Annotated in this window: 24 protein-coding genes and 1 tRNA gene; 12 read left to right on the top strand and 13 right to left on the bottom strand. The window is 74.6% G+C overall.

The window, feature by feature from the left end; all coding sequences use genetic code 11:
* Window positions 1–3 precede the first annotated feature (3 nt).
* The 3 genes from MJ876_RS05130 to pdxY are packed head-to-tail and all read right to left on the bottom strand — an operon-like array spanning window position 4 to window position 2,471.
* Window positions 4–915 (bottom strand): AraC family transcriptional regulator, encoded by a 912-nt coding sequence (locus tag MJ876_RS05130; RefSeq protein ID WP_240234996.1) that lies wholly within the window; start codon window positions 913–915, stop codon window positions 4–6.
* Entirely contained in the window at window positions 912–1,541 is a 630-nt protein-coding gene (locus MJ876_RS05125) for an MOSC domain-containing protein (RefSeq protein WP_240234995.1), read from the bottom strand. Before MJ876_RS05125 ends, MJ876_RS05130 begins: the two co-directional genes overlap by 4 nt.
* 48 nt (window positions 1,542–1,589) lie before the next feature.
* On the bottom strand, window positions 1,590–2,471 hold the full coding sequence (gene pdxY / locus MJ876_RS05120; protein ID WP_240234994.1) for a pyridoxal kinase PdxY: 882 nt from the start codon (window positions 2,469–2,471) through the stop codon (window positions 1,590–1,592).
* Between the two features lie 53 nt (window positions 2,472–2,524).
* Between pdxY and MJ876_RS05115 the strand changes: the two genes are divergently transcribed.
* On the top strand, window positions 2,525–3,214 hold the full coding sequence (locus MJ876_RS05115) for a uracil-DNA glycosylase (RefSeq protein WP_240234993.1): 690 nt from the start codon (window positions 2,525–2,527) through the stop codon (window positions 3,212–3,214).
* On the opposite strand, the gene MJ876_RS05110 is transcribed toward MJ876_RS05115, so the two are convergent.
* From MJ876_RS05110 to MJ876_RS05100, 3 genes are all read right to left on the bottom strand, one after another.
* Window positions 3,211–3,855, bottom strand: a complete 645-nt coding sequence (locus tag MJ876_RS05110) for a sulfotransferase family 2 domain-containing protein (RefSeq protein ID WP_240234992.1) — start codon at window positions 3,853–3,855, stop codon at window positions 3,211–3,213. The genes MJ876_RS05115 and MJ876_RS05110 overlap by 4 nt on opposite strands.
* A 36-nt stretch (window positions 3,856–3,891) precedes the next feature.
* On the bottom strand, window positions 3,892–4,296 hold the full coding sequence (msrB, locus tag MJ876_RS05105; RefSeq protein ID WP_240234991.1) for a peptide-methionine (R)-S-oxide reductase MsrB: 405 nt from the start codon (window positions 4,294–4,296) through the stop codon (window positions 3,892–3,894).
* 70 nt (window positions 4,297–4,366) lie between these two features.
* A complete protein-coding gene (locus MJ876_RS05100) occupies window positions 4,367–5,644 on the bottom strand; it encodes a GNAT family N-acetyltransferase (RefSeq protein WP_240234990.1) in 1,278 nt (425 codons plus the stop codon).
* 92 nt (window positions 5,645–5,736) lie between these two features.
* On the opposite strand from MJ876_RS05100, the gene MJ876_RS05095 reads away from it, so the two are divergent.
* Together MJ876_RS05095 and MJ876_RS05090 are read left to right on the top strand one after the other, a co-directional pair.
* Window positions 5,737–6,588 carry a sulfotransferase gene (locus MJ876_RS05095; protein ID WP_240234989.1) on the top strand — a complete coding sequence of 284 codons (852 nt, stop codon included), beginning with the start codon at window positions 5,737–5,739 and terminating at the stop codon, window positions 6,586–6,588.
* A gap of 55 nt (window positions 6,589–6,643) precedes the next feature.
* A complete protein-coding gene (locus tag MJ876_RS05090) occupies window positions 6,644–7,738 on the top strand; it encodes a DNA polymerase domain-containing protein (protein ID WP_240234988.1) in 1,095 nt (364 codons plus the stop codon).
* A 160-nt stretch (window positions 7,739–7,898) separates the two neighbouring features.
* On the opposite strand, the gene MJ876_RS05085 is transcribed toward MJ876_RS05090, so the two are convergent.
* The 4 genes from MJ876_RS05085 to MJ876_RS05070 all read right to left on the bottom strand — a co-directional run bounded on the left by MJ876_RS05085 (window position 7,899) and on the right by MJ876_RS05070 (window position 11,837).
* Window positions 7,899–8,834 (bottom strand): hypothetical protein, encoded by a 936-nt coding sequence (locus tag MJ876_RS05085; RefSeq protein WP_240234987.1) that lies wholly within the window; start codon window positions 8,832–8,834, stop codon window positions 7,899–7,901.
* Window positions 8,831–10,042, bottom strand: coding sequence for a sulfotransferase family protein (locus MJ876_RS05080; RefSeq protein WP_240234986.1), 1,212 nt, complete (start codon window positions 10,040–10,042; stop codon window positions 8,831–8,833). Before MJ876_RS05080 ends, MJ876_RS05085 begins: the two co-directional genes overlap by 4 nt.
* A gap of 83 nt (window positions 10,043–10,125) precedes the next feature.
* The gene (locus tag MJ876_RS05075; RefSeq protein WP_240234985.1) at window positions 10,126–10,722 is read right to left on the bottom strand and encodes a hypothetical protein; all 597 of its coding nucleotides are present in this window, start codon (window positions 10,720–10,722) and stop codon (window positions 10,126–10,128) included.
* A complete protein-coding gene (locus tag MJ876_RS05070; protein ID WP_240234984.1) occupies window positions 10,719–11,837 on the bottom strand; it encodes an ATP-dependent DNA ligase in 1,119 nt (372 codons plus the stop codon). The genes MJ876_RS05075 and MJ876_RS05070 overlap by 4 nt, the downstream gene beginning before the upstream one ends.
* 72 nt (window positions 11,838–11,909) lie before the next feature.
* Between MJ876_RS05070 and MJ876_RS05065 the strand changes: the two genes are divergently transcribed.
* Complete coding sequence (locus MJ876_RS05065) at window positions 11,910–14,063, top strand: acyltransferase family protein (RefSeq protein WP_240234983.1); 2,154 nt, start codon at window positions 11,910–11,912, stop codon at window positions 14,061–14,063.
* A 31-nt stretch (window positions 14,064–14,094) separates the two neighbouring features.
* Window positions 14,095–14,176, top strand: a tRNA-Gln gene (locus MJ876_RS05060).
* 47 nt (window positions 14,177–14,223) lie between these two features.
* Here the strand turns inward: MJ876_RS05060 and MJ876_RS05055 are convergent.
* Entirely contained in the window at window positions 14,224–14,886 is a 663-nt protein-coding gene (locus MJ876_RS05055; RefSeq protein WP_240234982.1) for a hypothetical protein, read from the bottom strand.
* Window positions 14,887–15,059: 173 nt separating this feature from the next.
* On the opposite strand from MJ876_RS05055, the gene MJ876_RS05050 reads away from it, so the two are divergent.
* The 3 genes from MJ876_RS05050 to ddaH are packed head-to-tail and all read left to right on the top strand — an operon-like array spanning window position 15,060 to window position 17,680.
* Window positions 15,060–16,214, top strand: coding sequence for a sensor histidine kinase (locus MJ876_RS05050; RefSeq protein WP_240234981.1), 1,155 nt, complete (start codon window positions 15,060–15,062; stop codon window positions 16,212–16,214).
* Entirely contained in the window at window positions 16,211–16,882 is a 672-nt protein-coding gene (locus tag MJ876_RS05045) for a response regulator transcription factor (protein ID WP_240234980.1), read from the top strand. The genes MJ876_RS05050 and MJ876_RS05045 overlap by 4 nt, the downstream gene beginning before the upstream one ends.
* 9 nt (window positions 16,883–16,891) lie before the next feature.
* A complete protein-coding gene (gene ddaH / locus MJ876_RS05040) occupies window positions 16,892–17,680 on the top strand; it encodes a dimethylargininase (RefSeq protein WP_240234979.1) in 789 nt (262 codons plus the stop codon).
* Window positions 17,681–17,777: 97 nt separating this feature from the next.
* Here ddaH and MJ876_RS05035 read toward each other — a convergent pair whose 3' ends face one another.
* Window positions 17,778–19,853, bottom strand: coding sequence for a neutral/alkaline ceramidase (locus MJ876_RS05035; RefSeq protein WP_240234978.1), 2,076 nt, complete (start codon window positions 19,851–19,853; stop codon window positions 17,778–17,780).
* Window positions 19,850–21,370 (bottom strand): FAD-dependent oxidoreductase, encoded by a 1,521-nt coding sequence (locus MJ876_RS05030; protein ID WP_308192562.1) that lies wholly within the window; start codon window positions 21,368–21,370, stop codon window positions 19,850–19,852. Before MJ876_RS05030 ends, MJ876_RS05035 begins: the two co-directional genes overlap by 4 nt.
* Window positions 21,371–21,476: 106 nt before the next feature.
* On the opposite strand from MJ876_RS05030, the gene glmU reads away from it, so the two are divergent.
* From glmU to pth, 4 genes are all read left to right on the top strand, one after another.
* Window positions 21,477–22,925 carry a bifunctional UDP-N-acetylglucosamine diphosphorylase/glucosamine-1-phosphate N-acetyltransferase GlmU gene (gene glmU / locus MJ876_RS05025; RefSeq protein WP_240234977.1) on the top strand — a complete coding sequence of 483 codons (1,449 nt, stop codon included), beginning with the start codon at window positions 21,477–21,479 and terminating at the stop codon, window positions 22,923–22,925.
* Window positions 22,926–23,025: 100 nt separating this feature from the next.
* The gene (locus MJ876_RS05020; protein WP_240235471.1) at window positions 23,026–23,997 is read left to right on the top strand and encodes a ribose-phosphate diphosphokinase; all 972 of its coding nucleotides are present in this window, start codon (window positions 23,026–23,028) and stop codon (window positions 23,995–23,997) included.
* 328 nt (window positions 23,998–24,325) lie between these two features.
* Window positions 24,326–25,036 carry a 50S ribosomal protein L25/general stress protein Ctc gene (locus MJ876_RS05015; RefSeq protein ID WP_240234976.1) on the top strand — a complete coding sequence of 237 codons (711 nt, stop codon included), beginning with the start codon at window positions 24,326–24,328 and terminating at the stop codon, window positions 25,034–25,036.
* A complete protein-coding gene (gene pth / locus MJ876_RS05010) occupies window positions 25,033–25,629 on the top strand; it encodes an aminoacyl-tRNA hydrolase (protein WP_240234975.1) in 597 nt (198 codons plus the stop codon). Before MJ876_RS05015 ends, pth begins: the two co-directional genes overlap by 4 nt.
* The last annotated feature ends 1 nt before the right edge of the window (window position 25,630 follow it).

Genomic DNA, 25,630 nt, shown 5'->3' with positions numbered 1-25,630 from the left:
GACTCAGCCGGGCCCGCCCACGGCGAGCACGGGGTCGCCCCACTCCAGATCGCCGTGCCCAGCGCGGGCGAGGGCGCCCAGGGCGACGACGCGGCGGTGGGCGGCGAAGGTGAGGACGTGGGCGACCATCCCGCCGACGGTGAAGACGCGGGCGGGGCGGCAGGTGGCGTCGACGAACGTCTCGTCGAGCCGCCCCTCGGACGACGCCGCGCGCACCCGGCCGGCGAACGCCGGCCCCTCGACGTCCAGCCGCCGCCGCATCGAGTCCACCGTCTCGTGCTCCTCGACCGACCAGTCGTAGGTGCGGTCGTCCAGCGCTGCGTTCCACATCCCCAGCTGGCCGACCAGCCTGGACAGGACCGAGCGCAGAGTGGGGTCGTCGTCGATGCCGGGGACGAGCGCGCCCACTGCGGCGTCGAGGTCGACGTCGGGGCAGCGCCCGGCCCTCTCGAGCATCTCGCCGAGCAGGTGCACGTGGTGGTCGACCATGTCGCCGGCGAGGTCCATGGCGGTCTCCTGGCGTGACGGCAGCCGCAGGCCGCCCGGGGGGTGGAAGTGGACGCCGCTGGGCGCGGCGAGGCGGATCTGGGTGGGGGAGCGACGCCACGTGGTGGGCGGCACGCCGTACGCCGCCCGGAACGCGCGGGTGAACCCCTCGTGCGAGGCGAAACCCGCCTCGAGAGCGACGTCGAGGACGCCCGCGTCCGTGGTGAGCAGCCGGTGGGCGGCCCGCTCCAGCAGCACCCGACGCCGGAACCGCCCGGGTGGCTCACCGGCGGTGGCGCTGACGAGACGGTCGTGGTGGAACCGCGACAGGTGTGCCAGGGCGGCGAGCCGTTCGCCGCGGACGTCGGGGTCGTCGAGGTGGTCGGCCAGCGTGGCGACGAAGTCGCGGAAGGCGTCCGGACGGCTCACCGGGAGGACCCCCGTCGTACGGCGCGGCGGGCGCGCTCCCGCACCCTGCGGGCCAGCGGCACCCCCGAGTCGAGGAGGCAGGTCGCCCGGTCGGCGTCGAGCCGGCCGTTCAGCTCGGTGACGCCGACACCGTGCCCGGGCCGGTGCTCGACGACCACCGCGTCGCCCGCCGCGACCGTTCCGGGCTCGAGGACGCGCAACATCGCGCCGACCCTGCCGCTCGCACGGAAGTCGCGGTGGAAGCCCTCGACCCCGAGCCGCAGCGAGAGGTTCTCGCACGGCGTGCGGGGCAGCCGCACCTCGAGCAGCAGCTCCCCGATGCGCCAGCGCTCCCCGATCTCGGCGCCGCAGACGTCGAGACCCTCGGTCCGCAGGTTCTCGCCGAACCCACCGGCCTCGACGTGCCGTCCGAGCCGGTCCACCCAGTGGGCGGCGTCCTCCTCCGCGTAGGCGTGCACGGCGGTGTCCGCGCCGCGGTGCGAGCGGCCCATCCGCCGGTCACCCTCCAGGCCGTCGGCGGTGACCGCCACCGGTCCCGTGACCGGGCGCTTGTCGATCCCCGAGGGTCCCCGGTGGCCGGCGCGCACCTCGCCCAGGACGGTGACGGCGAGCACCCGGGGTTCCATGTCCCCAGGATGCGCGCCGACGGGCCACCGCGCTTGATCGGTCTTGCGCTACCGGACCCGACGCGCCTCGAACAGCTCGGAGGGGTGGACGATCTCGTCCTGCGCGGGGACGAGCCGCAGCTCGCGGTGGCCCGACTCGAGGGTGGCGCGCAGGACGCCGTACACCGCGGACGTCGTCGCCGACAGCGCGGCCGGGACGGAGTCGGCGGTGGTGAGGTGCGCGAGCCACAGCGCGGAGGTCAGGTCACCGGCACCGTTGGGGCTGATGGGCAGCTGCGGGGTGGTGACGGTCCAGGCGCCCTCGTCGGTGACGGCGAGGACGTCGAGGTGACCCTCGGGCACCTCGTCGTGCAGCAGGCTGGTGACCAGGACGGTGCGCGGGCCGCGCTCGCGGACGGCGTCCACGGCGTCGAGCACCTCGGTCATCGTGCGCGTCTCGCGGCCGGCGAGGAAGTCGAGCTCGAAGTGGTTCGGCGTGATCAGGTCCGCGGCGGGGACGACGGAGTCCCGCATGAACTCGGGGATGCCGGGCCGCACGAACATGCCGCGTCCGACGTCGCCCATCACGGGGTCGCAGCAGTACACGGCGGAGGGGTTCAGCTCCTTCACGCGGGCGACGGCGTCGAGGACGACCTGCCCGACGTCCTCGGCGCCCTGGTAGCCGGTGAGGACGGCGTCCGCGGTGGCGAGCACGCTCACCTGGCTGCCGTCCGGACCCGCCACCCGGCGCTCGCCGATGCCCGTGATCACCTCGGCGACGTCGCTCGCCGCGAGCAGCGGGCCGCGCCACTCGCCGTAGCCCGTGTGGTTCGAGAAGTGCACCGTGATGACCGGCCACACCTCGTGGCCGAGGCGCTGGAGCGGGAAGACGGCGGCGGAGTTGCCCACGTGGCCGTAGGCGACGGACGACTGGACGGACAGGATCCTCACGCCGTGATGGTCCCACGGGCGGCGGGCGTGGGGGCGCTCGGCATGATGGCCGGATGGGTGCGCTCGCGGGACTCGTGGAGAAGGGCCTCATGGCCCCCGACTGGGCCGAGGCCCTCGCGCCGGTCGACGAGCGCATCGGCGCGATGGGCGAGTTCCTGCGCGCCGAGGTGGCGGCCGGCCGCGGCTACCAGCCGGCGGGGGAGCGGGTCTTCCGCGCGTTCGAGCGGCCGCTGGCCGACGTCCGCGTCCTCGTCGTCGGGCAGGACCCCTACCCGAACCCGGCGCACCCGATCGGCCTGAGCTTCGCGGTCGAGGCGCACGTGCGGCCCCTGCCCGGCAGCCTGCGCAACATCTACGCCGAGCTGCGCGACGACCTCGGCGTGGACCCGCCGGCCCACGGCGACCTGTCCGCCTGGGCGGACCAGGGGGTCATGCTGCTCAACCGGTGCCTGACGGTCCGCCCCGGCGACTCGAACTCCCACCAGGGCAAGGGGTGGGAGGAGGTCACCGAGCGCGCCATCGAGGCGCTCGCCGCCCGTGGTGGACCGCTGGTGGCCATCCTGTGGGGCTCGAAGGCGCAGGGCCTGACGTCCGTCCTGGGCGACGTCCCGGTGGTCGCGTCGGCGCACCCGTCGCCGCTGTCGGCCCACCGCGGCTTCCTCGGCTCGCGGCCCTTCAGCCGCGTCGACGCGCTGCTGCGCGAGCAGGGGGCCGAGCCGGTCGACTGGCGGCTGCCCGCCTAGAAGTCGTAGCCGAAGTAGGCCACGTCCTTCGCGAAGACCTCGCCGACCCGCTCGCGCGTCGCGTCGTCGTAGTACTCGCGGTACGACGGCGGCGGGTTCGGGTCCGCGTTCTCGGGCGGGGGCAGGGGCGTCCACGGCAGGTCGTAGCGGGCGGCGACCGCCCGCAGGTCGGCCTCGAGCGACTCCTGGCGGCCGACGAAGTCAGGGAAGCGGCCGTCGGTGACGAGGAAGTCGACCTGCGGCCGGCTCAGCCGCGTCCAGTCCTCGGTGCCCTCGTGCACGAAGGTGCGGAAGTCCGGGCAGGTGCGGTCCAGCGCCGACCAGAAGGGGTGCGGGTCGGGGCCGTGGAGGCGGGCGACGGCCCACGGGTCGCCGTTCGCGGCCCTCTCGCGGGTGCGCTCGACCATCCGCCACCACGACACCATCCGCGACCACGGGTTCCGCACCACGCCGAAGATGAAGTACGGCGTGAGCTCGGGGTAGCGCCCGAGCACGGTCGAGAGCCGCGAGTGCCGCTGGACGTCGGTGTCCCGGGCCGTCCGGCCCTCCGGCATCAGCTGCTGGAGGCGCCGCTCCACGGTGACCCCACCGGTCTTCTGCACGTGGATGAACAGGAACCGGTGCTGATCCGACACGAACACCCGGTCATCCAAGCACCCGCGCCGGGTGAGCGGACCTCAGGAGCGGTCGGCGGGCTCCAGCGTCAGCGAGATCGAGTTGATGCAGTAGCGGTCACCCGTCGGGGTGCCGTATCCGTCCGGGAACACGTGACCGAGGTGTGAGCCGCAGTTGGCGCAGCGGACCTCGGTGCGACGCATGCCGAGCGAGTTGTCCTCGATGTACTCGATGGTGTCGCTGATCGGCTGGTAGAACGACGGCCAGCCGCAGCCGGAGTGGAACTTGGTGTCCGACTCGAACAGCTTCGCCTCGCACGCCTTGCACTTGTAGACGCCGATGGTCTCGGTGTCGGTGTACTCCCCGACGAAGGGCCGCTCGGTGCCCGCCTGGCGGAGCACCTGGTACTCCTGCGGCGACAGCTCCTCGCGCCACTGGTCGTCGGTCTTCTCCACGTTGTACGCCACGGGACCAGGATAGTCGGGCGGGCCAGCCCCGCAGCCGTCGAGCGCCCGGGCCCGCCGGAGGCCGCCAGGCTCAGAAGTGGGTGGCGCAGTACGGCGCCGGCCCGCCGTCGGCCATCGCCGCCCACCGCTGGAGCGCCTCGGGGTCGCCGCCCGCCGGGACGGTGGCCCGGCCCGCCCCGGCGAGCGTCGCGACCGCCACGTCGCCGAGGTACGACGCGCCCAGCGCCTCGACGTCCAGGACCACCTCGGGGGCCTCCTCGGTGGCCGTGACCTCCGCGCGCCCGCCGGAGGTCTGCACCCGCCAGGACCCCGCGGCGTGACCGAGCGGGTCGTCGACCCCGAGGACGACGGTCCCGTCGGCGGACCACGGCCGGGCCCCGAGCGCCGCCGGGACGTCGAGGACACGCAGCCACAGGTGGTCGTGCAGGCTCGTCGTCCGCACCACCCGGGGCTCGCGCAGCGACCACTCGAGCGTCGTGGTCACCGGCGCGGTCTGCACGCGCAGGCGCTCGGTGAGGTCGAGGTCCGCGAGACGGCGCCAGACTCGCAGCTCGACGTCCGGGGAGGTCGCGAGGACGTCGTGCACGTCGGCGGTGCCGACCCCGTCCACGCGACCCGTCGGGCGCCACACGGCGTACCCGTCGGGGCGCCCGTCGGCGTCGAGGTGCAGCAGGACGCGGCGCTTCGGGTCCGCGGCGCGGTCGCCGATGTCGAAGAGCCCGGTCAGGGAGGCGCGGTACTCGTGGGGCCGCTCGACGGCGCCGCGCGTCGTGGCGAGGTGGGCCGCGAAGACCTCCTGGATCGCCGGCCACGCCTGCGGCGCGGGCAGGACCTCGAAGCGGCCCGGGTCCTCGCCGGGCTCGCGGCGGAGCGCGAAGCGGGAGGTGACCTGCACCTCGAGGCGCCGCTCGCGCACGGCCGGGCCGAAGCCGAAACGGCCGTAGATCGACCCCTCCGTCGCGGTCAGGGCGGCCAGCGGCAGGCCCGCCCGCGCGGCGGTGGCGAGGTCGCCGGTCATCATCGCGCGCAGCAGGCCGCGGCGGCGGTGGGAGACGGCCGTCGTGACCGCGGTGACCATGTGCAGCGGCAGGGTGCGCCCGCCGCCGACGTTGAGGCTCTGCGCCCAGCTCGCGTACGTCGCCACCGGGACCGGGTCGCTCGCCCACGACCGCTCCGGCCACACGGCGTACAGGGTGTGACCGTCGACGCGGGCGTCCTCGCGCCACAGCGGGACCAGCTCGTCGGGCACCGTGCCCTCCCCGAACCCGGCGAGGACGGCGGCCAGCCAGCGCAGGCCCTCCTCGGACTCGGGGTCGACGGTGGTCACGGGGAGGTGGTCTAGGGTCACACTCCGCAGGCTAGAAGCACCGGAGGGTCGTCCTCGACCGGGTTTCCGGGCCGAGCCGCGACAGCAGGAGACCGCGAGCGCAGAGGAGCGTCGTGCCGCCCAAGATGATCGAGTACACGGCCTCCCTGGTCGGCGTGCAGAAGGCGGCGACCACCACGCTGCACGGGATCCTGCGCGAGCACCCCGGCTTCGCGCGGCGCAACCCGAAGGAGATCCACTTCTTCGACGACGAGAACGTCGACTGGTCGGACCCCGACTACAGCGAGTACGCCAAGCGCGCCAAGCGCCCCCGCGAGCGGGTCGCCCTCGACTCGACGCCGTCGTACATCTTCATCCCGAACGCCCTGCGGCGGATGCACGACTACCGCCCGGAGATGAAGCTGATCGCGGCCTTCCGCGACCCGATCGACCGGGCGTTCTCGGCGTGGAACATGGAGTTCGCCCGCCGCGACACCTGGCCGTCGTTCGGGCAGGCCGTCCGCGACGGGCAGCTGTCGAAGGTGCCGCCGGAGAGCACCTGGAAGCGCATCGGCTCCGCGAAGTGGGACCTCGTCGCCCGCGGTCTCTACGCCCAGCAGCTGTCCCGCGGCCTCGAGGTCTATCCGCGGGAGCAGTGGCTGCTGATGACCTTCGAGCAGATCGTCAAGGACCCGACGACGGCCGTGAACGAGGTCGCGCAGTTCATCGGCCTGCGCCCGTTCGAGCCGGAGACCGCCGACAAGCCGCGCTGGTCGTCCCCGGGTGGCCTCGACGCCGCCCCCGTCACCGCAGCCGACATCGAGCTGCTGGCGTCGTCGTACGTCGACGAGCTGCCGGCGTTCGTCGAGCTGACCGGCTTCGACATCAGCATGTGGACGACGAGCCGGGTGCTCGCCGGCGAGCTCGCCCCCGCCGACGTCGCGGAGCGGCTGAACAAGAAGGCGGGCCTGGTCCTGCGGCCCTGAGCCGTGGGGTCCCGGGCCCCTCCTCGGTGTCGACGCGCTGCCCTAGGCTCGCGCCATGGCTCGTACGCCGGCCGCGGAGGTCGCCGCAGGGGACCGGTCGGTGCGCGTCTCGAGCCCCGACCGGGTCGTCTACGAGGCCACGGGCTCGACGCCCGAGGTCACCAAGCTGATGGTCGCCGGGTACGTCGTGGCCGTCGAGGACGGCCTCATGCGGGCGCTGCGTGACCGGCCGACGGCACTGGAACGCTGGCCGTCCGGCGTCCGCGAGGGCATGCGGCTGGCGACCGGCCCGACCGACCGCGAGGCCGACGCGTTCTACCAGAAGCGGGTGCCGAAGGGCGCCCCCGACTACCTGGAGACGGCCCGCATCACCTTCCCGTCCGGCCGCACCGCCGACGAGATCTGCCCGACCGAGATCGCCGTGCCGACGTGGTGCGCGCAGATGGGGACGCTGACCTTCCACCCGTGGCCCGTGCGCCGCACCGACGACCCCGCGAGCCTCGACCACCCCGACGAGCTCCGCATCGACCTCGACCCGCAGCCGGGGACGACGTTCTCCGACGCGGTGCGCGTCGCCGGCGTCGCCCGGGAGCTGCTCGCCGAGCACGGGATCACCGGCTACGCCAAGACCTCGGGCAACCGGGGCGTCCACGTCTACGTCCGCATCGAGCCGCGCTGGGACTTCGTCGACGTCCGCCACGCCGCCATCGGCTTCGGGCGCGAGCTCGCCTCCCGCGACGACCAGGTGACGACGGCGTGGTGGAAGGAGGAGCGCGGCGAGCGGATCTTCGTGGACTACAACCAGAACTGCCGCGACCGCACCATCGCCTCGGCGTACTCCCTGCGACCGCTGCCCGGGGCGCCCGTCTCGACGCCCCTGGCGTGGGACGACCTCGCCGACGTCACCGACCCGTCCACGCTCAACCTCTTCACGGTCCCGGAGCGCCTCGCCGACGGCGACCCGTGGGCGACGATCGACGACGTCGCCCACGACCTGGGCCCTCTGATCGCGCTGTACGACGCGCAGCCCGAGGGGGAGCTCAACTACCCGCCCGACCACCCCAAGATGCCCGGCGAGCCTCCGCGGGTGCAGCCCTCGAAGAAGGTCGCCGCCCACTGGGACGACCAGGGCAACCGCATCACGGACTAGCCGGGCGGTCTCGACGCGGTCGCTCGCCAGGGCTCGCTCCCTGCTCGACAACCTCGACCCCCGGGTGAGCAGCCGGTGTGCTCAGCCGTCCTGGGTCGGGCGTGTCCAGACCCCGCCGGATCGCGCGGCTCGACCTCCGGCTGGCGACCCCCGGACGGGCTCAGTCCGTCGGCTGCGGCTCGCGGTTCGGGGGGCGCAGGGGGCGGGGAGCGGTGGGGAGCCAGGTCTTCGTCACGTAGTCGATGACGTGGGTGCCCTCGGGGGAGTCGATCTGGATGAGCTCGGGCGGCACCTCGCCGGCGCTGAGCGCGTTGAACACCGACCACTCGTAGCGCTTGCGGGCGTTGCGGGCGCTGGTCGCGAACGACTCGGGGTCGGTCCAGTGGCCGAACTCGTCGCCGTCCAGCCACTTCAGCTCCACGCACAGACCGCGCGGCAGGATCGCGTCGACCGTGTCCTCCGGGCGGCGGCGGACCTCCCACTCGAACGACTTCGTGTAGGTCCACTCGGGACCGATCGGAAAGCCCCAGCCCTCGGCGTTGTGCAGGGAGAGGTCGAGGTAGGCGCGGCTCTCGGACTCGACGTACAGGCCGTGGCGCGGGAACTTGAGGATGACGTCCTTGCGGAACGACCGCCAGCCGAACTCGGCCATGGCCAGCTCGCCCTCGGCGGTCAGCACCATGTCGCCGTCCCACTTCCAGCTGAACGTGGTGTCGCACTGGGCGAACGACCAGTTGTAGAAGTAGCTCAGCGAGTGCACCGACAGCTCGGGCTCGGCGAGGTGCTCGGCGCCGGCACGGGCGACGCGGAAGGGGTACTCGAGGACCTCCAGCTGGTCACCGCGGCCCATGTCGACGGCCGCCTGCTTCGCCACCTCCGGCGTCTGGTCGTCCGACTGGTTGTCGACGACGAGGACCTTGTCGCAGACGCGCAGCAGGCCCGGCAGCACGAAGGGCAGCGAGCGGGCCTCGTTCTTGACGCGCAGCACGGCCGTCGAGCCGGTGCGCAGGCCGCCGGGCTTCGTCCAGGGCCAGACGATGTCGTACTCGTGCTCGCCCTGGAGGTTCCTCAGCCCGTCGGCGGGCACGCGGCTCACCCGCGGCCCCGCAGGTCGCGCAGGCGGCCCTTGACCGGCTCGGGCAGACGACGGGCGGCGCGGCGCGCCAGCCCGGTCGCGGCGTCCGCGGCGCCCCCGGCCTCGTCGCCGGACCCGTCCGGGGCGGACTCGGCGCGGGCGGCCTCACGACCCTCGCGGCGGCCCCTCTCGACCGCGGCGAGGGCGGTGGAGCGGGTGACGGCCTCGGCGTCGGCGTAGAGGTCGACGTACGCCGTGCGCAGCTGGTCGAGCGTCGCCCGGACCTCGGCGGTGTCACCGCCGGGGTCGGCCATCGAGTTCAGCGCGGCGTCCGTCTCCTCGACCAGCTCGCGCATCCGCGAGGAGATCGGCATGTCCGCGAGAGTCCGCTCGGTACGACGCAGCGCCGGGTCGATGAACGTGTCGACGTCGGTGACCGCCGTCGTCCCCGCGTGCAGGACGTTCTGCAGCTGCAGCTCCTCGCCGAGCCGCATGATCGTCGAGGTCCAGTCGCCGAGCAGGTCGGTGTAGCGGACGAACGACCGGCCCGCGCCCTCCTGCAGGTCGCGCCCGGCGCGCTCGGTGTGGAGCATCATGTTCAGCCACGACGCGGCCAGGTGCGGGGCGCCCAGCCGGTTGGCGTAGTGGTCCTGCTTGCTGCCGATGACCTCGGCCGGCGGGCGCAGCATGGTCACGACCACGGCCGTCGACTCGGTGCGGACGGCGGCGGCCTGCCACAGGCCGAGGAACCAGCTCAGGCGCGGGTCCTTGATGACGACCTCGCTGCCGAAGCCGAACTGCTCCTCGAGGAACTTGCTGGTGGGGACCCGGCAGTTGGGCATCGCCGCGATGCGGGCGGCGTCGAGCCAGGCGTCGGGCCGCGCGTCGGCCATGTTGACGTTCGCGCGGCGCAGCATCCGGTCGTGGTGGCGCACCACCCATGCGGACTCCCCGAACCCGCGGGGGTTGGTGGTGTCGGCGTCGACCTCCGGCTGCGGCACGTACAGGTGCAGGCGCTGCAGGACGCCGGCCAGCGTGCTGGTGCCGCTGCGGCCGGCTCCGGCCACCAGGACGACGCGCCGCGGATAGCGGAGACGCCTGCCGAGGGAGGCGGTGGCCTCGGCGTCACCCGCGACCTCGCCCACCGTGTCGGCGGCGACGCCGGCGGCGGGGGGCGCCGCGGCGGGGTCGGCGGCGGGCTGCTGCGGCCGGTCCTGGCTGTCGCTCACCCCGCGACCTTATGAGACTTCGGCGGGACCTGCCTCCCCGACCCTCCGCGCCGATCGCCCCGGACGAGCCCCCCGGGCCCGTCTCAGAGCCCGGTGACCCCGCCCGGGTCGCCGGCCTGCTCCGCGAAGGTCTCGTGCTCGACGAGGTGGAGCACCGGGATGCCGAGGTGCCGCTGCGCCCGCGAGGCCCAGTCGACGGAGAGGAACTCGGCCACGACGTGGCGCTCGGTGATGACGACCGCCTCGCGGGCGCCCACGGCCGAGACGGTGCTGCGCAGCGCGTCGACCGGCGGCCCGGGCACCGTGGCACCCGCGGCCTGGGCGCCGGCGCCGGCCATGGCGTCGAGCGAGGCGCCGAGGCGACGCTGCGCCTCCTCGCGGAGCGCCCCGTCGACCTCGGCGAGGTCCTGGGGCGGGGGAGCGGGGGCGGCGAGCGCGTCCTGCGAGGCCATCGACCCCATCGCGGCGTGCACCGCCGCGGCGGCGTCGTCGACGGGCAGCAGCAGGTGGTAGCGCACGACGGCGCCGGTCTCCTCGGTGATGCCGCGGTGCAGGGCGGCGATGCGCTCCGCGTCACCGGCGGACAGCTCCTGCTCGACGAGCACGACGACGTCGTACGGCGGCTCCTCGCCCTCGGCGGTGCCGGTCGTCGGGACATCGGTCTGGGGGGCGTCGCTCACGGGGCCTCCTCGGGCCTCAGGATCTCGGACAGGTCGTAGCCCGCGGGCTCGTCGAGCTGGTCGTAGCCGCAGGACGTGGGGTCGCGGTCGGGCCGCCAGCGCTTGAAGTGCGCGGTGTGGCGGAAGCGGCGGCCCTCCATGTGGTCGTACTTGACCTCCAGCACCCGCTCGGGCCGCAGCGGGGTGAAGGACAGGTCCTTGCCGGCGCTCCAGCGGCTCTGGGTGCCGGGGACGCGGTCGGGGTTGGCGATGGCCCACTCCCTCCAGGCACCCCACGGGTGCTCGGAGACGTCGCAGACCAGCGGCGCCAGCTCCTCCATCAGCGCGGCCCGCCTGACCTCCGTGAAGGACGCGCTGACGCCGATGTGCTGCAGCGACCCCTCGTCGTCGTACAGGCCGAGCAGGAGGCTGCCCAGCAGCGGTCGCTCCGGGGTGCTCGTCTTGTGCTCGCGCAGCCCGGCGAGGACGACGTCCGCGGTGCGCTCGTGCTTGATCTTCAGCATCGTGCGCCCGTTCTCGGTGTACGGCGCGTCGAGGGGTTTCGCGACCACGCCGTCGAGGCCGGCGCCCTCGAAGGTGCCGAACCACTCCTGGGCGACCACGGGGTCGGTGGTGGTGCGGGTCAGGTGGCACGGGCCGTCGTCCAGCAGGCCGGCGAGGGCCTCGACCAGCGCGGCCCGGCGCTCGGAGAACGGGCGGTCGACGTACGAGGTGTCGCCGAGCGCCAGCAGGTCGAAGGCGACGAAGCCGGCCGGGGTGGTCTCGGCGAGCATCCGCACGCGGGAGCCCGCGGGGTGGATCCGTTCCTGGAGCACCTCGAACTCGAGCCGCGAGCCCTCCTCGCCCGTGCTCGCCACGAAGATCTCGCCGTCGAGCACGCAGCGCTCCGGCAGCTGCTCGAGGACCGCGGCCACGACCTCCGGGAAGTAGCGGGTCAGCGGCTTGGTGTTGCGGCTGGCGAGCTCGACCTCGTCGCCGTCACGGAAGACGAGGCAGCGGAAGCCGTCCCACTTCGGCTCGAAGCTCAGGCCCCCGCCGTGCTTGGCGGGGTCCGGGATCCCGCTGACCGACTTCGCCAGCATCGGGCGCACCGGCGGCATCACGGGCAGGTCCACGTGTCGACCCTATGCCCGGCGCCCCGGCGCGGATTCCCGGACGGGGCACTCCCGGCACCTACACTCCTTCCGATGTCCGGGACCCACCGCTCCTCCCGCGGCACGGTCACGGCACCGCGTCGCGACGCGCGGGGACCCGTCGGGGCCGGCGGGGCGGCGGCGACGAAGGCCTCCACGGGCGGGCACGGCGCGGGTCTGCGCCTCGACATCGAGGGCCTGCGCGGCATCGCCGTCCTGACGGTGCTGCTCTACCACCTGGGCGCCCCGGTCCTGTCCAGCGGCTTCGCGGGCGTCGACATCTTCTTCGTCATCTCGGGCTTCCTGATCACGGGCCTGCTCATCCGGGAGGCCGAGCGCACCGGTCGCGTCTCGATGCTCGACTTCTACGCCCGCCGCGCCCGACGCCTCCTGCCGGCGGCCAGCCTGGTGCTCGTCGTGACGGCGGTGGCGGGCTGGTGGCTGCTGCCGGGGTCGACGCACGTCAACCTGGGTCGCGACACCGTCGCCTCGACGCTGTACGTCCTGAACTGGGAGCTGGCCGCCCGCTCCGTGGACTACCTCGCCGAGGACGCCGCACCGTCGGCGCTGCAGCACTACTGGTCGCTGTCGGTGGAGGAGCAGTTCTACGTCGTCTGGCCGCTGCTGATCCTGCTCTGCCTGGTGCTCGTGCGCCGCTTCGGCCTGCGGCTGCGGCCCACGCTGATCGTCGCGATCGGCGGCGTGGGTCTCGCGTCGTTCGCCTGGTCGGTCCACGCCACCGCGACCGAGCCGGCCACGGCCTACTTCGTCACCACCACCCGGGTCTGGGAGCTCGCCGTCGGCGCCGGCCTGGCGATCGCCGCCAACCGGCTCGCCCTGGCGAGCCGGGCCGCGGTGCAGGTGCTCGCCTGGCTGGGCGTGGTCGGGATCGTCCTCGGCGTCACCCTCTTCTCCGGCGCGACGCCCTGGCCGGGGTACGCCGCCGCCCTGCCGGTGCTGGGCACGGCGGCGCTCATCGCCGCGGGCGGCGCCGGTCACTCGACGCTGCCGGGACGGGCGCTGTCGTGGAGGCCGCTCGTCTGGATCGGTGGCATCTCCTACGCGACGTACCTGTGGCACTGGCCGTTGATCATCCTCAGCAAGGAGGTCTTCGGGAAGCCCGGCCTCCTGCAGGCCCCGGTGCTCGCGGCGGCCTCGATCGGGCTGGCCTGGCTCACCGGCAGGCTCGTCGAGCGGCCCGTCCGCTTCCACCCGGCGCTCGTCGCCCGCCCGCTGCGGTCGCTGCTGGTGGCGCTGGTCGCCATGGCGACCACCTGTGCCGTCGGTGTTGCGGTGGCGCTCAGCGTCCCGTCGCTCGCGTCGTACGACGACATCTCCGAGCCCGGCGCCCGTGCGCTCGTCGCCGACCCGGACGGCGCGGACTGGACGGTCGTGAGCGACCCGCGCGAGGCGTTCACCATGTCCGGCCGGGTCGTCCCCGACCCGTCGGTCGCCACCCAGGACCAGCCCCTCGTCGACGAGTGCCAGGTCCGCGGGCCGATCGCGGAGCTGCCCCCGGAGCGCTGCACCTTCGGCGACGTCGACGGCGACATCGAGGTCGCGATGATGGGCGACTCGAAGATGGTGCAGTGGTACCCGGCGCTCGACCGCCTCGGCGAGCTCGAGGGCTGGCGGATCCGTACCCTCGGCAAGGCGGGCTGCGTGCCGAGCCGCACGGGCAAGCCCGAGCAGAAGTGCGACGAGTACTCCAACAACGTGCTCGACTCGTTCGCCGAGGGCGACGCCCCGGACCGGGTGATCATCTCGGTGCGCGGGGCGTACGACGACTCCGGGCGCGGGTTCGCCGAGGCCGTCGAGGAGATGCAGGACCTCGGCATCGACGTCGTCCTGCTCGCCGACAACCCCGGGCCGCCGTCCGGCAAGCGCGTCTACCAGTGCGTGGACCGCAACGCCGAGTACCAGAGCTGCGGCTTCGACGCCCAGCGCGGCTACGCCGAGAGCGGCCTGGGCATCATGCAGGAGGCGGCGGAGGAGTCCGGCGCCCCGCTGGTCGACCTCAACGAGTTCATCTGCCCCGAGAGCCGCCCGCGCTGCGCCCCGGCCATCGGCGGTGTGCTCGTCTACCGCCAGAGCAGCCACCTGACGCAGACCTACGTCTACACGATGCTGCCGATGCTGCACCGCGAGCTCGCCCGTCTCGGCTGGACCGACGAGGACCCCGCGAGCATCACCCTCGACCTGCCCTGAGCGGACCCCGCCTCCTAGGGTGAGGGCTCGATCCCCGGTTGGTCTGCCGGCAGGGCCCGCCTGACTTTGAATCAGGACTAGCGACGTAGGTTCGACTCCTACCCGGGGAGCCACCGCTCTCGGTGGTCCAGGTGCTCCGCAACGAGGGGCGAGCGCCCGGTCAGCCGCCGTCGACGGCGGGCCGCAGGTGCACCGCCAGCAGGACGCCGATCGCGACGACGAAGACGACCGTCCCGAACGCGATGCCCGACATGTTCGCGGCGACGCCGAGCACCGCGACGCCGAGCGGCCACCAACCGGCGCGGCCCGGGGTGCGTCCGGTGCGGTGGGCGGCCAGGGCGAGCAGGAGGGCCGCGAGCGTCGTCCCGAGGAGGAGGGCCAGGATCGAGGACGCTGCCCCCGGGCCCTCGGCCATCGCCACGAGCGAGGACGGGGAGGCGCCGCCGGCCATGGCGTCGAGACCACCGAGGGTGGCGGCGTGGTGCATGGTCAGGCCGGTGCCGCCGAGGACGGCGAACCCGGCGGCGACCCGGAGCAGCCGGCGTCCGCGGCCCGTGGTGCCGAGAGCCACGACGACGGCCGCGACCGCCAGCAGGACGCCGGCGGCCGCGCCCAGCAGCGAGGCCGCGGTGAACAGCCCGCGGTGCGCGACGAGGAAGGCGCCCTCGCCGGCGGTGTCGAGGGCGTCCGGGAAGCGGGGGGCGATCAGCTCGGCGGCCACGAGCAGCACCGGCCCGGCCAGGACGACGGCGGCGCGGCCGACGCCGCGGCGGGGCTCGTCGAGCTGAGGGCGGGTGGTCGGGAGCGCGGTGGTGCGGGACATCGGGTCCTCCGTGGGTCGGGTGGGTGCCTGGTGCCGTCCAACCTCGTCGCCGACGGGCGGCGCGGACCACCGACGGGCGGCCCGACCCGCACCCACGTCAGGCGCACGACAGGGCCCGTGGGCACCGACCCGGGTCGGTGTCGCCGGGCCGCCGCCGGGTCTAGGTTGCGGGCATGCCCCGGGCAGGTGACCGGCTCCGCGCCGCCGTCAGCACCTCCGATGCCGCCCTGGCCGCCGCCCTGGCGGTCGCCCTGGCGGTGCTCGCCGTCGCCGAGACGCTCGCCACCAGCGACACCGCCCCCGGGCTGCGTGCGGCCATGGCCGCCGCGACCGTGCTCGGCCTGGCCGTGCGGACGACGTACCCGGGCCTCACCTGCGTGTGGATCGCCGTCGGGGTGATGGCGGAGACCCTGGTGGTCGACTCGCCGGACGTCGTGGGCGTGCTGCTGGCCGTCATCGTCGCGGCCTACTCCGGCTTCGCCCACGCCCCCGTGCGCAGGGCGCTGCCCGCGGTGGCGGTGCTCGCGGCGTCCGCGCTGACCTCCGTCGCGCTGGACTCCTCGGGCACCGAGGACGACCTGCTCGCCACCCTGCTGCTGTTCTTCGTCGTCCCCTGCGGCCTGGGCTGGGGGGTCCGCGCGCGCAGCGAGCGCATCCGTCTGCTCGAGCGCGAGCGGCTGGTCATCGAGCGGGAGGCGGCGACTGCGGCCGCCACCGCCGCCGCGGCCGAGCGGCAGCGCATCGCCCGGGAGCTGCACGACGTGGTGTCGCACGCGGTGACCCTGGTCGCCGTCCAGGCCGAGGCCGGTCAGGCCGTCCTCGACACCGACCCGGCCGCAGCCCGACGCGCGCTGACCGCGATCGGCGCCGCGAGCCGCGACGCCCTCACCAAGCTCCACCGGATGCTGGGTCTGCTGGACGACAGTCCCGAGGTCGGCGGCCTCGCCCGCCTGCCCGGCCTGGTGGAGGGCGCCCGCGCCGCGGGGCTCGCCCTGGCGGTGAGCACCACCGGCGTCGCCCGCCCGCTGCCGGAGGACGTCGACCGCTGTGCCTTCCGGGTGCTGCAGGAGGGGGTGACGAACGTCCTGCGCCACGCCGGCGAGCCCGGCGCCGAGCTCCGCGTCGCTCACTCGGACGCCGCGGTCGAGGTCGTCGTCCTCAGCACGGGGCGTCGTGCCCACCTCAGCGCGTACGGCGGTGCCGGCCGCGGCCTGCAGGGTCTGCGCGAGCGGGTCGAGACGCTCGGCGGGCACCTGTGGTCCGGGCCGATCGGCGACGGGTTCGAGCTCGGTGCGCGCCTGCCGACGGCGGCGGGCGGTCGGGGGTGAGCGACCCGGGGGTGGTCACGGTGGTGGTGGCGGACGACGAGGAGATCGTCCGCGAGGGCCTCGCCGCCATCGTGGGCGCCGAGCCCGGTCTGCGCGTCGTGGCCACGGCGGCGGACGGGGCGCAGGCCGTCGCGGCGGCCCGGCGGACCGACGCGGACGTCGTCCTGATGGACGTCCGGATGCCCGGCGTCGACGGGATCGAGGCAACCCGGCGGCTGGCCGGCGCCGCCGCCCGGGTCCTCGTGCTCACCACCGTCGAGTCCGACGAGGTGGTCGTCGCCGCGCTGCGGGCCGGCGCGAGCGGGTTCCTGCTGAAGAGCGCCCCGCGCGACCAGCTGTACGCCGGGATCCGTGCGGTCGCCGCCGGCGAGGCGCTGCTCGCGCCGAGCGTGACGCGGCGCCTGATCGAGAGCGTGGTCGCGGCAGGAGTCGCCTCCGCGCCGCCGCTCCGGCTGACCGGGCGCCAGCGCGACGTGGTGCGTCTGGTCGCCGCCGGGCTGTCGAACCCCGACATCGCCCGACGGCTCCACCTGGCCCCCGCGACCGTGAAGGGCTACGTCAGCGACGTGCTGCTCGCCCACGACCTGCGCGACCGGGCGCAGCTCGTCGTCCGCGCCTACGAGAGCGGGCTGGTGCGTCCCGGTGACGCGGCCACCGACCCTGCCTAGGCTCGCGCCATGGTCACCGCCCGCCGGGCCCTGGTCCGCCGCCCCTCGCCGCACCTGGCCGACGGCCTGCTCACCCACCTCGAGCGGACCCCGGTCGACGTCGAGCTCGCCCTCGCGCAGTGGCAGGGCTACGTCGACGCGCTCCACGCCGAGGGCTGGGAGACGGTCGAGGTGCCGCCGGCGCCCGAGCACCCGGACTCGGCGTTCGTCGAGGACACCGTGGTGATGTACGGCGAGGTCGCGGTGCTGGCCCGGCCCGGGGCGCCGGAGCGGCAGGGCGAGGTCGCCGGCACCGAGGGGGTGCTGCGCGACCTCGGTTACCGGGTCGTCGCGATCACCGAGCCCGGCACGCTCGACGGCGGGGACGTCCTCAAGCACGACGGCGTCGTCTGGGTCGGCCTCAACGGCGGCCCGGGGGGCCGGACCAACGGCGAGGGGATCGCCCAGCTCGCGGACCACCTGGCGCCGTGGGGCGCCCGGGTGGAGACGGTGCCCCTGAGCAAGGCGCTGCACCTGAAGTCCGCGGTCACCGCCCTGCCCGACGGGACCGTCGTCGGCTGGGACCCGGTCGTCGACGACCCCGGGGTGTGGCCGTCGTACGAGCCGGTGCCGGAGGAGCCCGGCGCCCACGTCGTGCTGCTCGACGACGCCACGGTCCTGATGTCGACCGCGGCCCCGCTGACCGCGGCGTCGTACGAGGCCCGCGGCCTGCGGGTCGTCGCCGTCGACATCAGCGAGTTCGAGAAGCTCGAGGGGTGCGTCACCTGTCTCTCGGTGCGCCTGCGTCACACGCCGTAGGACGGTCTCACCGGGTCTCGACGGCCGCGACCACCTGGGTCGAGAGGTGGTCGAGCAGGGAGCGAGCCCTGGCGAGCGACCGCGTCGAGACCGCCGGTCAGCGCACCGCGAACGTCCGCGACGTGCCGCGCACCGGCGTCAGCGACCCGTCGGGGCCCTTCGCGTCGCCGAGGTAGCGCAGGCGGTAGCGACCCGGGCGGGCGGAGGGCGCGACGTCCCAGCCGACCGTCACCTCGGACGACGTGGGGCCCGTGTGGGACCACCCGAACCGTGTCGTCCAGTCGTCGTCGGTGGCGACGCGCACCCACCGCCCGCCCGTGCGGCGCTCGACGAGCAGGTAGGTGCCGCCGGCGCGGAGGTCGTTGTTGTGGTGGGCTCCCACGAACACGGCGGACGCCGTCGAGCCGGCGGTGTACGACGAGCGCGGCTGCGTCACCACGTCGCCGAGGTCGGTGCCGGGCGGGGCGGTGTCCAGAAGGTTCTGCCCGGTCAGCGGCGGGACCACCTCGTCGGAGCGGTCCCGCTCCTTCTGACCGAGAGGCAGTCGCGTGCCGTCGCGCATCGACCGCGCCAGGCGGTCGGCGACCTGCGTGAGGGCCGGCAGCTCGAGGCGGCCGAACATGGTCGAGGCGCCCTCGTACTGCTGGGCGTCGTACTCCTCCGGCGTCGTCAGGTAGTGGGCGAACGCGTTCGCGTAGCCCTGCGTCAGGACGTGGCGCAGCGGGGCGTCGACGACGCGCGCGACGGCCTGCCGCAGCCGCAGCCCCGACACGATCGTCGGCTCGACGGGCACGCCGACGAGGTACAGCGGGCCGATCCGCACCAGCTGGACGGGCAGCCGTTGCTGCACGACGTCGAGCGGCCCGACGGGGGCGAGGACGTCCTTCGGCGCCTGGCAGGCGCGGAGCTCCGGTGACGCCGTGTAGAGCGCGTCGGAGATGAGCCCGACGACCGGGTTGACCGCGAACTCACCCTCGCCGTCGCCCTCGGTGAAACCGGGCGGGGCGCCGCCGCCGTCCTCCTGACTGCCCGCGGCGAACGCGGCCCCCAGCGCCGCCGGGCATGTGCGCCCGGGCTCGCCGTCTGGCGTGAACCGCCCGGACACGCGCACGTCGGACAGGTCGACGTACACGAGGCGGGAGTCGACGCCGCCGGTCACCGGCTCGGTCCGGCCCAGGGACGACGACCGCGCCGCCTCCTGCTGGCGGCGCCCGATGACGGCGGCGTTGCGGAACTCGTCGGTGGTCGGCCCGGTCCCCGGCCGCAGCCGCAGGTTCGGTGACATGTCGCCGGCGTTCGTCTGCGCGAAGGCCGTGACCAGGTCGGGGTCGATGTCGCGGCGGTCGACGCCGCGACCCAGGCGCTCCCAGGCGTACGCCGCGTAGCCCTTGTTGTCGCCGCTGACGAGACGGTTCTGCGTCGTCAGGCTCGTGGCGTGCACGGCGAACCAGTTCAGCGCCCCGACCAGCGCGCCGCCGCGGCGCACGGTCAGCGTCGTCGACCGCGGGTCGATCCCTCCGGGGAAGTGGCGCCGGTCGCTGCGGGGGTTCAGGCGGAACGCCTCGCGGGAGCGGTTCGCGCTGGCGTCCACCAGCGTCGTGGTCGCCAGCCCGAGGGTGGACGGCGCCAGGTCGTCGTGGGCGCGCTCGACCGACGCGACGATGCCGTCGACCGCGGCGCCGAGGGCCTGCGGCTGGTGGCCGTAGGGCAGGTCATACAGCGCGTGGTGCGACTGGCCGCCGACCCCCGCGTGGGTGTGGGTGACGGTGAGCATCACGTTGCGCTCGCCGTACAGCCCGACGTGGGCGGCGCGCAGGCGCTCGAGGACCCCGTCGCGGATGCTCTGGAACATCAGCCCGAGGTCGGCGGTGACGTGGACGACGCGCTCGCCGGTGCGCCGGTCGACGACCACGAACGCCCGCGACCACTGGCGCTGCTGCAGGCCCGCGCCGAGCTGGGAGGTGTCGGCGTACCCCATGAGCTGGACGTCGGCGACCGGGCCGGTGACGTCGGCGATGCCGCGTCCGACCAGGTAGCGGCCGCCGCGCTCGTCCTGCACGGCCACCGGTGCCGCCTCGGCCGTGCCGGCGGGGGAGAGGGTCGGCGAGGCGGTCAGGGGCCCGGCGACGAGGGAGAGGCCGAGTGCGAGCCGGCCGAGCAGGCGGCGCCTCATCGGGCGCCCGCCCGGCGTCCGAGGGCGGTGACGACCTCGTCGGCCGCGCGCTCCCCGGCCCGCACGGCGCCGTCCATGTAGCCGGACCAGTACGTCGAGGTCTCGGTGCCGGCCCAGTGCACGCGACCGAACCGCCGGCGGACCGCGGGGCCGAAGGCCGAGAACGAGCCGTCGGCGGCGTGGATCGCGGTCGGACCACCGCCGGTCCAGCGCTCACGGGTCCAGTCGGCCTCGGTGTACTCGACCGGGCGCAGCGCCTCGTCGCCGAACAGCCCGGCGAACCCGGCCAGCACCGCACGGCGCCTCTCGTCGCGGGGCAGCCTGCCGAAGCGCCGCCAGGTGGAGCCGCCGAGGAACGCGAGCAGCACCCCGGGGGAGCCGTCGGGCGGGGAGTTGTCGAACACCACCCGGCCGGCGCCCGACTCGGAGATCCCGAAGCCGTTCAGCCCGGCGTCGCGCCAGAACGGACGCCGGTAGACCGCGTCGACCTTCATGAGGTCGCCCATCGTCCCCGAGCGCAGCAGCCGGCGTCGACGGTCCGGGAGCCCGGGCGCCCAGTCGATCTCGAGCGCCGTCGGCGGCGGGACGGCGACCACGACGCGTCGTGCCTCGACCACCCCGCGGTCGGTGGTCACGCGGACGCGGTCGCGGGTCTGGTCGACCCGGCGCACCGGTGCGGCGAGCGCCACGTCGTCGCCGAGGTCGCGCGCCAGCCGCAGCGGGATCCGCCCGGAGCCGCCGACGAACCGGCGCTCCTGGGCGCCTCCGCTGGTGTCGGAGCTGCGGGAGAAGGTGCCAGGGTTGTCCTCGTCTCCGGCGGTCGCGACGTACCAGAGCGCGAAGAGCAGCGACAGGTCGTGCGGGTCCGCGCCGAAGGTCGGCTGGGTCCACGACTGCAGCAGGCGCACGAGCCCCGGCCCGTCGAGGCCCCCGTTGCGCTCGACGAAGGCACCCAGGGTGGTGGCGTCCCACTCGGCGGCCCGGGGGTGGTCCCAGGGGGCGGCGACGTCGATCTCGGCGGCGTACGCGTCGACCTGGGCGAGCACCACCGCGGCGCCCGGGAGCAGGACGGGGTCGGGCGGGATGGTGCCGACGTACTCGGTGCGGCCGAGGCGCGAGGAGCGGTAGACGCTGCGGCCCTCGACGTGCTGGTCGAACGTCGGCACCCTCAGCTCGCGGGCCAGCGCGAGGATCCGGCCCTGGGTGGGGCCGACGAACGCCCCGCCCGCCTCCACCACCTCGCCGCCCGCGGCCCGCGAGCGCAGGCGGTGGTTCTCGACGCGCCCGCCCACCCGGTCGCGGGCCTCGCACACCAGGACGTCGAGCCCGGCGGCACGGGCGCGCCGGGCGGCGACGAGGCCGGAGATGCCGGCGCCGACGACGAGGACGTCGACCCGGCGCGGCAGGCCGCCCCTCCTGCCGCTCACCGCCGCGGCGGCGGGCGGCCTCGTGGCGACCAGCGCACCGGCGGCGGCGCCGCCCAGCAGGAGGCGGCGGGACAGCGGCACGGAAGGCACGGGCGACATCGACACTCCGGTTCGGCTCGGTTGCCGTGCCCAACGGCACTCCGACGACGAGGTCACGGTCGTCGGGGGCCCACCCGGGGCGTCTAGGGTGCCGCTCATGTCCGACGTGACCGTGATCGTCCTGGCCGCCGGCGGCGGCACCCGCATGCGGTCGAAGACCATGAAGATGCTGCACCGCGTCGCCGGCCGCAGCATGCTCGGTCACGTCCTCGCGGCCGTCGAGGTCTGCGGCCCCGACCGGGTCGTGGCCGTGGTGGGGCACCAGCGCGAGCAGGTCGAGGCCCACCTCGCGGAGATCCGCCCCGAGGCGCTGCTGGCGGTGCAGGAGACCCAGGAGGGCACCGGGCACGCCGTCCGGGTCGCCCTCGACGCCATGGCCGACGCGGGCCACGTCCCGACGGGCCCGGTCCTGGTCGCCCTCGGCGACACCCCGCTGCTGCGCGGCGAGAGCCTGCGGGTGTTCCTGGAGGAGCACCGCTCCTCGGGCCACGTCCTGAGCATCCTGTCCGGGCTGCTCGACGACCCCTCCGGCTACGGGCGCGTGGTCCGCGCGGGCGACGGCACGGTCGAGGCGATCGTGGAGGAGAAGGAGGCGACCGCCGAGCAGCGCACCCTGCGGGAGATCAACTCCGGCATCCTGGTCTTCTCCCCGGAGTTCCTGCTGGACGTCGTGCCGCGCATCGGCAACGACAACGCCAAGGGGGAGTACTACCTCACCGACGCGGTGGCCCTCGCCCGCGAGGCGGGCCTCAGCGTCGGGGCCCACCCCGTCGCCGACCCGGCCGAGACCCAGGGTGTCAACGACCGGGCCCAGCTCGCCGAGGCCGGCCGGGTCATGAACGCCCGCATCCTCGACGGCTGGATGCGCCGCGGCGTCACCGTCATGGACCCCGCCACCACGTGGGTCGAGGACGACGTCGTGCTGGAGCCCGACGCCACGCTGCTGCCCGGCGTCCAGCTGCTGGGGGCCACCCACGTCGCGGAGGACGCCGTCGTCGGGCCCGACTGCACGCTCGAGGACTGCGAGGTCGGCGCCGGCGCCCGCGTCGCCCGCGCCCACGCGCAGCTCGCGGTCATCGGCCCCCGCGCCCAGGTCGGGCCGTTCGCGTACCTGCGCCCCGGCTCGACGGTGTCCGAGGCGGGCAAGGTCGGGACGTTCGTCGAGACCAAGAACTCCACGATCGGGCCCGGGGCGAAGGTGCCGCACCTGTCGTACGTCGGCGACGCCGACATCGGCGAGGGCACCAACATCGGTGCCGGCACGATCGTCGCCAACTACGACGGCGTCGCGAAGCACCGCACCGTCGTCGGCGCCCACGTCCGCACCGGCTCCAACAACACGTTCGTCGCCCCCGTGACGATCGCCGACGGGGCCGGCACCGGGGCGGGGACGACGGTCCGCGAGGACGTCCCGCCGGGAGCGCTCGCCGTCTCCGCGGGGCCGCAGCGCACCATCGAGGGCTGGGCCGAGCGGCGTCGTCCGGGCACGAAGCAGGCCGAGGCGGCGCGCGCGGCCCGCCCCGACGGGGCCGACGGGGCCTCCTGAGGTCCACGGACCGACCCGGGCTGCGGGGGAGCGGGCCGGTGGGTCAGAATCGAGCACCGACTCGCCCCACCTCCCCGAGGAGCCATCGCGCGTGAGCGGAATGAAGCGCACCACCGAGAAGAACCTGATGGTCTTCTCCGGCCGGGCCCACCCCGAGCTGGCCGAGGAGGTCGCCGACCTGCTCGGCACCGGCCTCGTCCCGCAGTCGGCGTACGAGTTCGCGAACTCGGAGATCTACGTCCGCTACGAGGAGTCGGTCCGGGGCTGCGACGCCTTCGTGATCCAGAGCCACACCGCCCCCATCAACGAGTGGGTGATGGAGCACCTGATCATGGTCGACGCGTTGAAGCGCGCCTCGGCGAAGCGGATCACGGTGGTGCTCCCGTTCTACGGCTACGCCCGCCAGGACAAGAAGCACCGCGGTCGCGAGCCGATCTCGGCGCGGCTGATGGCGGACCTGTTCAAGACCGCCGGAGCCGACCGCCTCATCGCGGTCGACCTGCACGCGGACCAGATCCAGGGCTTCTTCGACGGCCCCGTCGACCACCTGATGGCGCTGCCGGTGCTCGCCGACCACGTCAAGGCCCGCTACGGCCACGAGCCCCTGGCCGTGGTCTCGCCGGACGCCGGCCGCATCAAGGTCGCCGAGCGCTGGTCGGCGCGGCTGGACGGCGCCCCGCTGGCGTTCATCCACAAGAGCCGTCGTACCGACCGGCCCAACGAGACCGTGGCCAACCGCGTGGTCGGTGAGGTCGAGGGCCGCATGTGCGTGCTCGTCGACGACATGATCGACACCGGCGGCACCGTCGTGAAGGCCGCCGACGCCCTGATGGCCGAGGGCGCCAAGGGCGTCATCATCGCCGCCACCCACGCGATCCTCTCGGACCCCGCCGTCGACCGCCTCAAGAACTCCCCGGCCACCGAGGTCGTCGTCTGCAACACCCTGCCGATCCCCGCCGACCGGCAGTTCGACAAGCTCACCTGCCTCTCCATCGCCCCCCTCATCTCCCGCGCCATCCGCGAGGTCTTCGAGGACGGCTCCGTCACCTCGCTCTTCGGCGGGGCCACCTGAGCCGACGGCCCGCCGTCCCGGCCCGCGCGCACCCCGCGCGGTGGGGTCCCACGGGTCTCGTCCGTCAGTGGGTTTCACCAGCCGGCTGGTAGAACCCCGACCGGGCCCACGAAACCCGACCCCGCCCCCATCCCCACCCCGCCCGACTTGGACCCCCGCGAGGGCGGCGACTACAGTTACGGGGTTGCCTCGGCGAGGGAGAGCGCGACCCGGGTCCGGCCCGGAGACGCCTCCGTGATCGACGCGGTGGGCGCTCCGCGTGCCCGGCGTCGAGTCCCTCCGCCGGGCTCACCAGCCGAGAAGCAGACGTACGAGGAGCGCACCACCCATGGCCGCTGAGAAGATCACCGCCGAGACCCGCACCGAGTTCGGCAAGGGCGCCGCGCGCCGCATCCGCCGCGCGGACAAGGTGCCCGCCGTGATCTACGGGCACGGCAACGACCCGGTCCACATCACCCTGCCCGGTCACGCGACCTGGCTGGCGCTGAAGAACGGCGGCGCGAACGCGCTGCTGGAGATCGACGTCGAGGGCAGCACCCAGCTGGCGCTGACCAAGCAGATCCAGACCGACCCGATCCGCCGCACCCTCGAGCACGTCGACTTCGTCGCCGTCCGCCGTGGCGAGAAGGTCACCGTCGACGTGCCCGTCGTGGTCGTCGGCGAGGCCGGCCCGGAGACGCTGGTCGTCACCGAGAGCGGCACGATCTCCCTCGAGGTCGAGGCCACCAGGATCCCCGAGCAGATCGAGGTCTCGGTCGAGGGCGCCGAGGTCGGCACCCAGATCCCGGCCTCCGAGCTCGAGCTCCCCGAGGGCGCCGAGCTGCTCACCGACGGCGAGGCCCTCGTCGTCAACGTGACCAACGCGCCGACCGCCGAGGAGGTCGAGGCGGAGCTGGAGGAGGCCGAGGCCGAGGCCGGCATCGAGCGCGACGAGTCCGACGAGGAGCTCGAGGCCGCTGCTGCCGAGGCCGAGGCCGAGGGCGACGCCGACGCGTCCGAGGGCGACGCGGGCGACGACGGGGACGCCGAGAAGGAGTGACCGCGTCGGACGGCGGCTGGCTGGTCGTCGGGCTCGGCAACCCCGGTCCGTCGTACGCCGGCCACCGCCACAACGTCGGCTACCTCGTCGTCGACGAGCTGCTGAGGCGCCTCGGCGGTCGTCTGCGGGCCCACAAGTCGGGCCGCGCGGACGTCGCCGAGGAGCGCCTCGGCCCGATCGGGCCCGACGCCCCGCGGGTCGTGCTCGCCCGGCCCCGCACCTTCATGAACGAGGTCGGCGGCCCGGTCAAGGCGCTCGCCGGGTTCTACGGTGTCGACCCCGTGCGCGTCGTGGCGGTCCACGACGAGCTCGACCTGCCGTTCGGCAGCCTGCGGTGCAAGCTCGGCGGCGGCGACAACGGGCACAACGGGCTGCGGTCGATGCGCGGTTCCCTGGGGACCGGTGACTTCCACCGCGTCCGGGTCGGCATCGGCCGGCCCCCGGGTCGCCAGGAGGTCTCCGACTTCGTGCTGTCCGACTACTCCCGCCGCGAGCGACCCGAGCTCGAGCTGCAGGTGGCCCTCGCCGCGGACGCCGTGGAGTCCCTCGTGACCGACGGCCTCGAGCGGACCCAGCAGCGCTTCAACTCCTGAG

The sequence above is a fragment of the Nocardioides sp. CFH 31398 genome, assembly GCF_022436705.1.
Classification (GTDB): domain Bacteria; phylum Actinomycetota; class Actinomycetes; order Propionibacteriales; family Nocardioidaceae; genus Nocardioides.
This window is presented reverse-complemented; position numbering and strand designations above follow the sequence as displayed.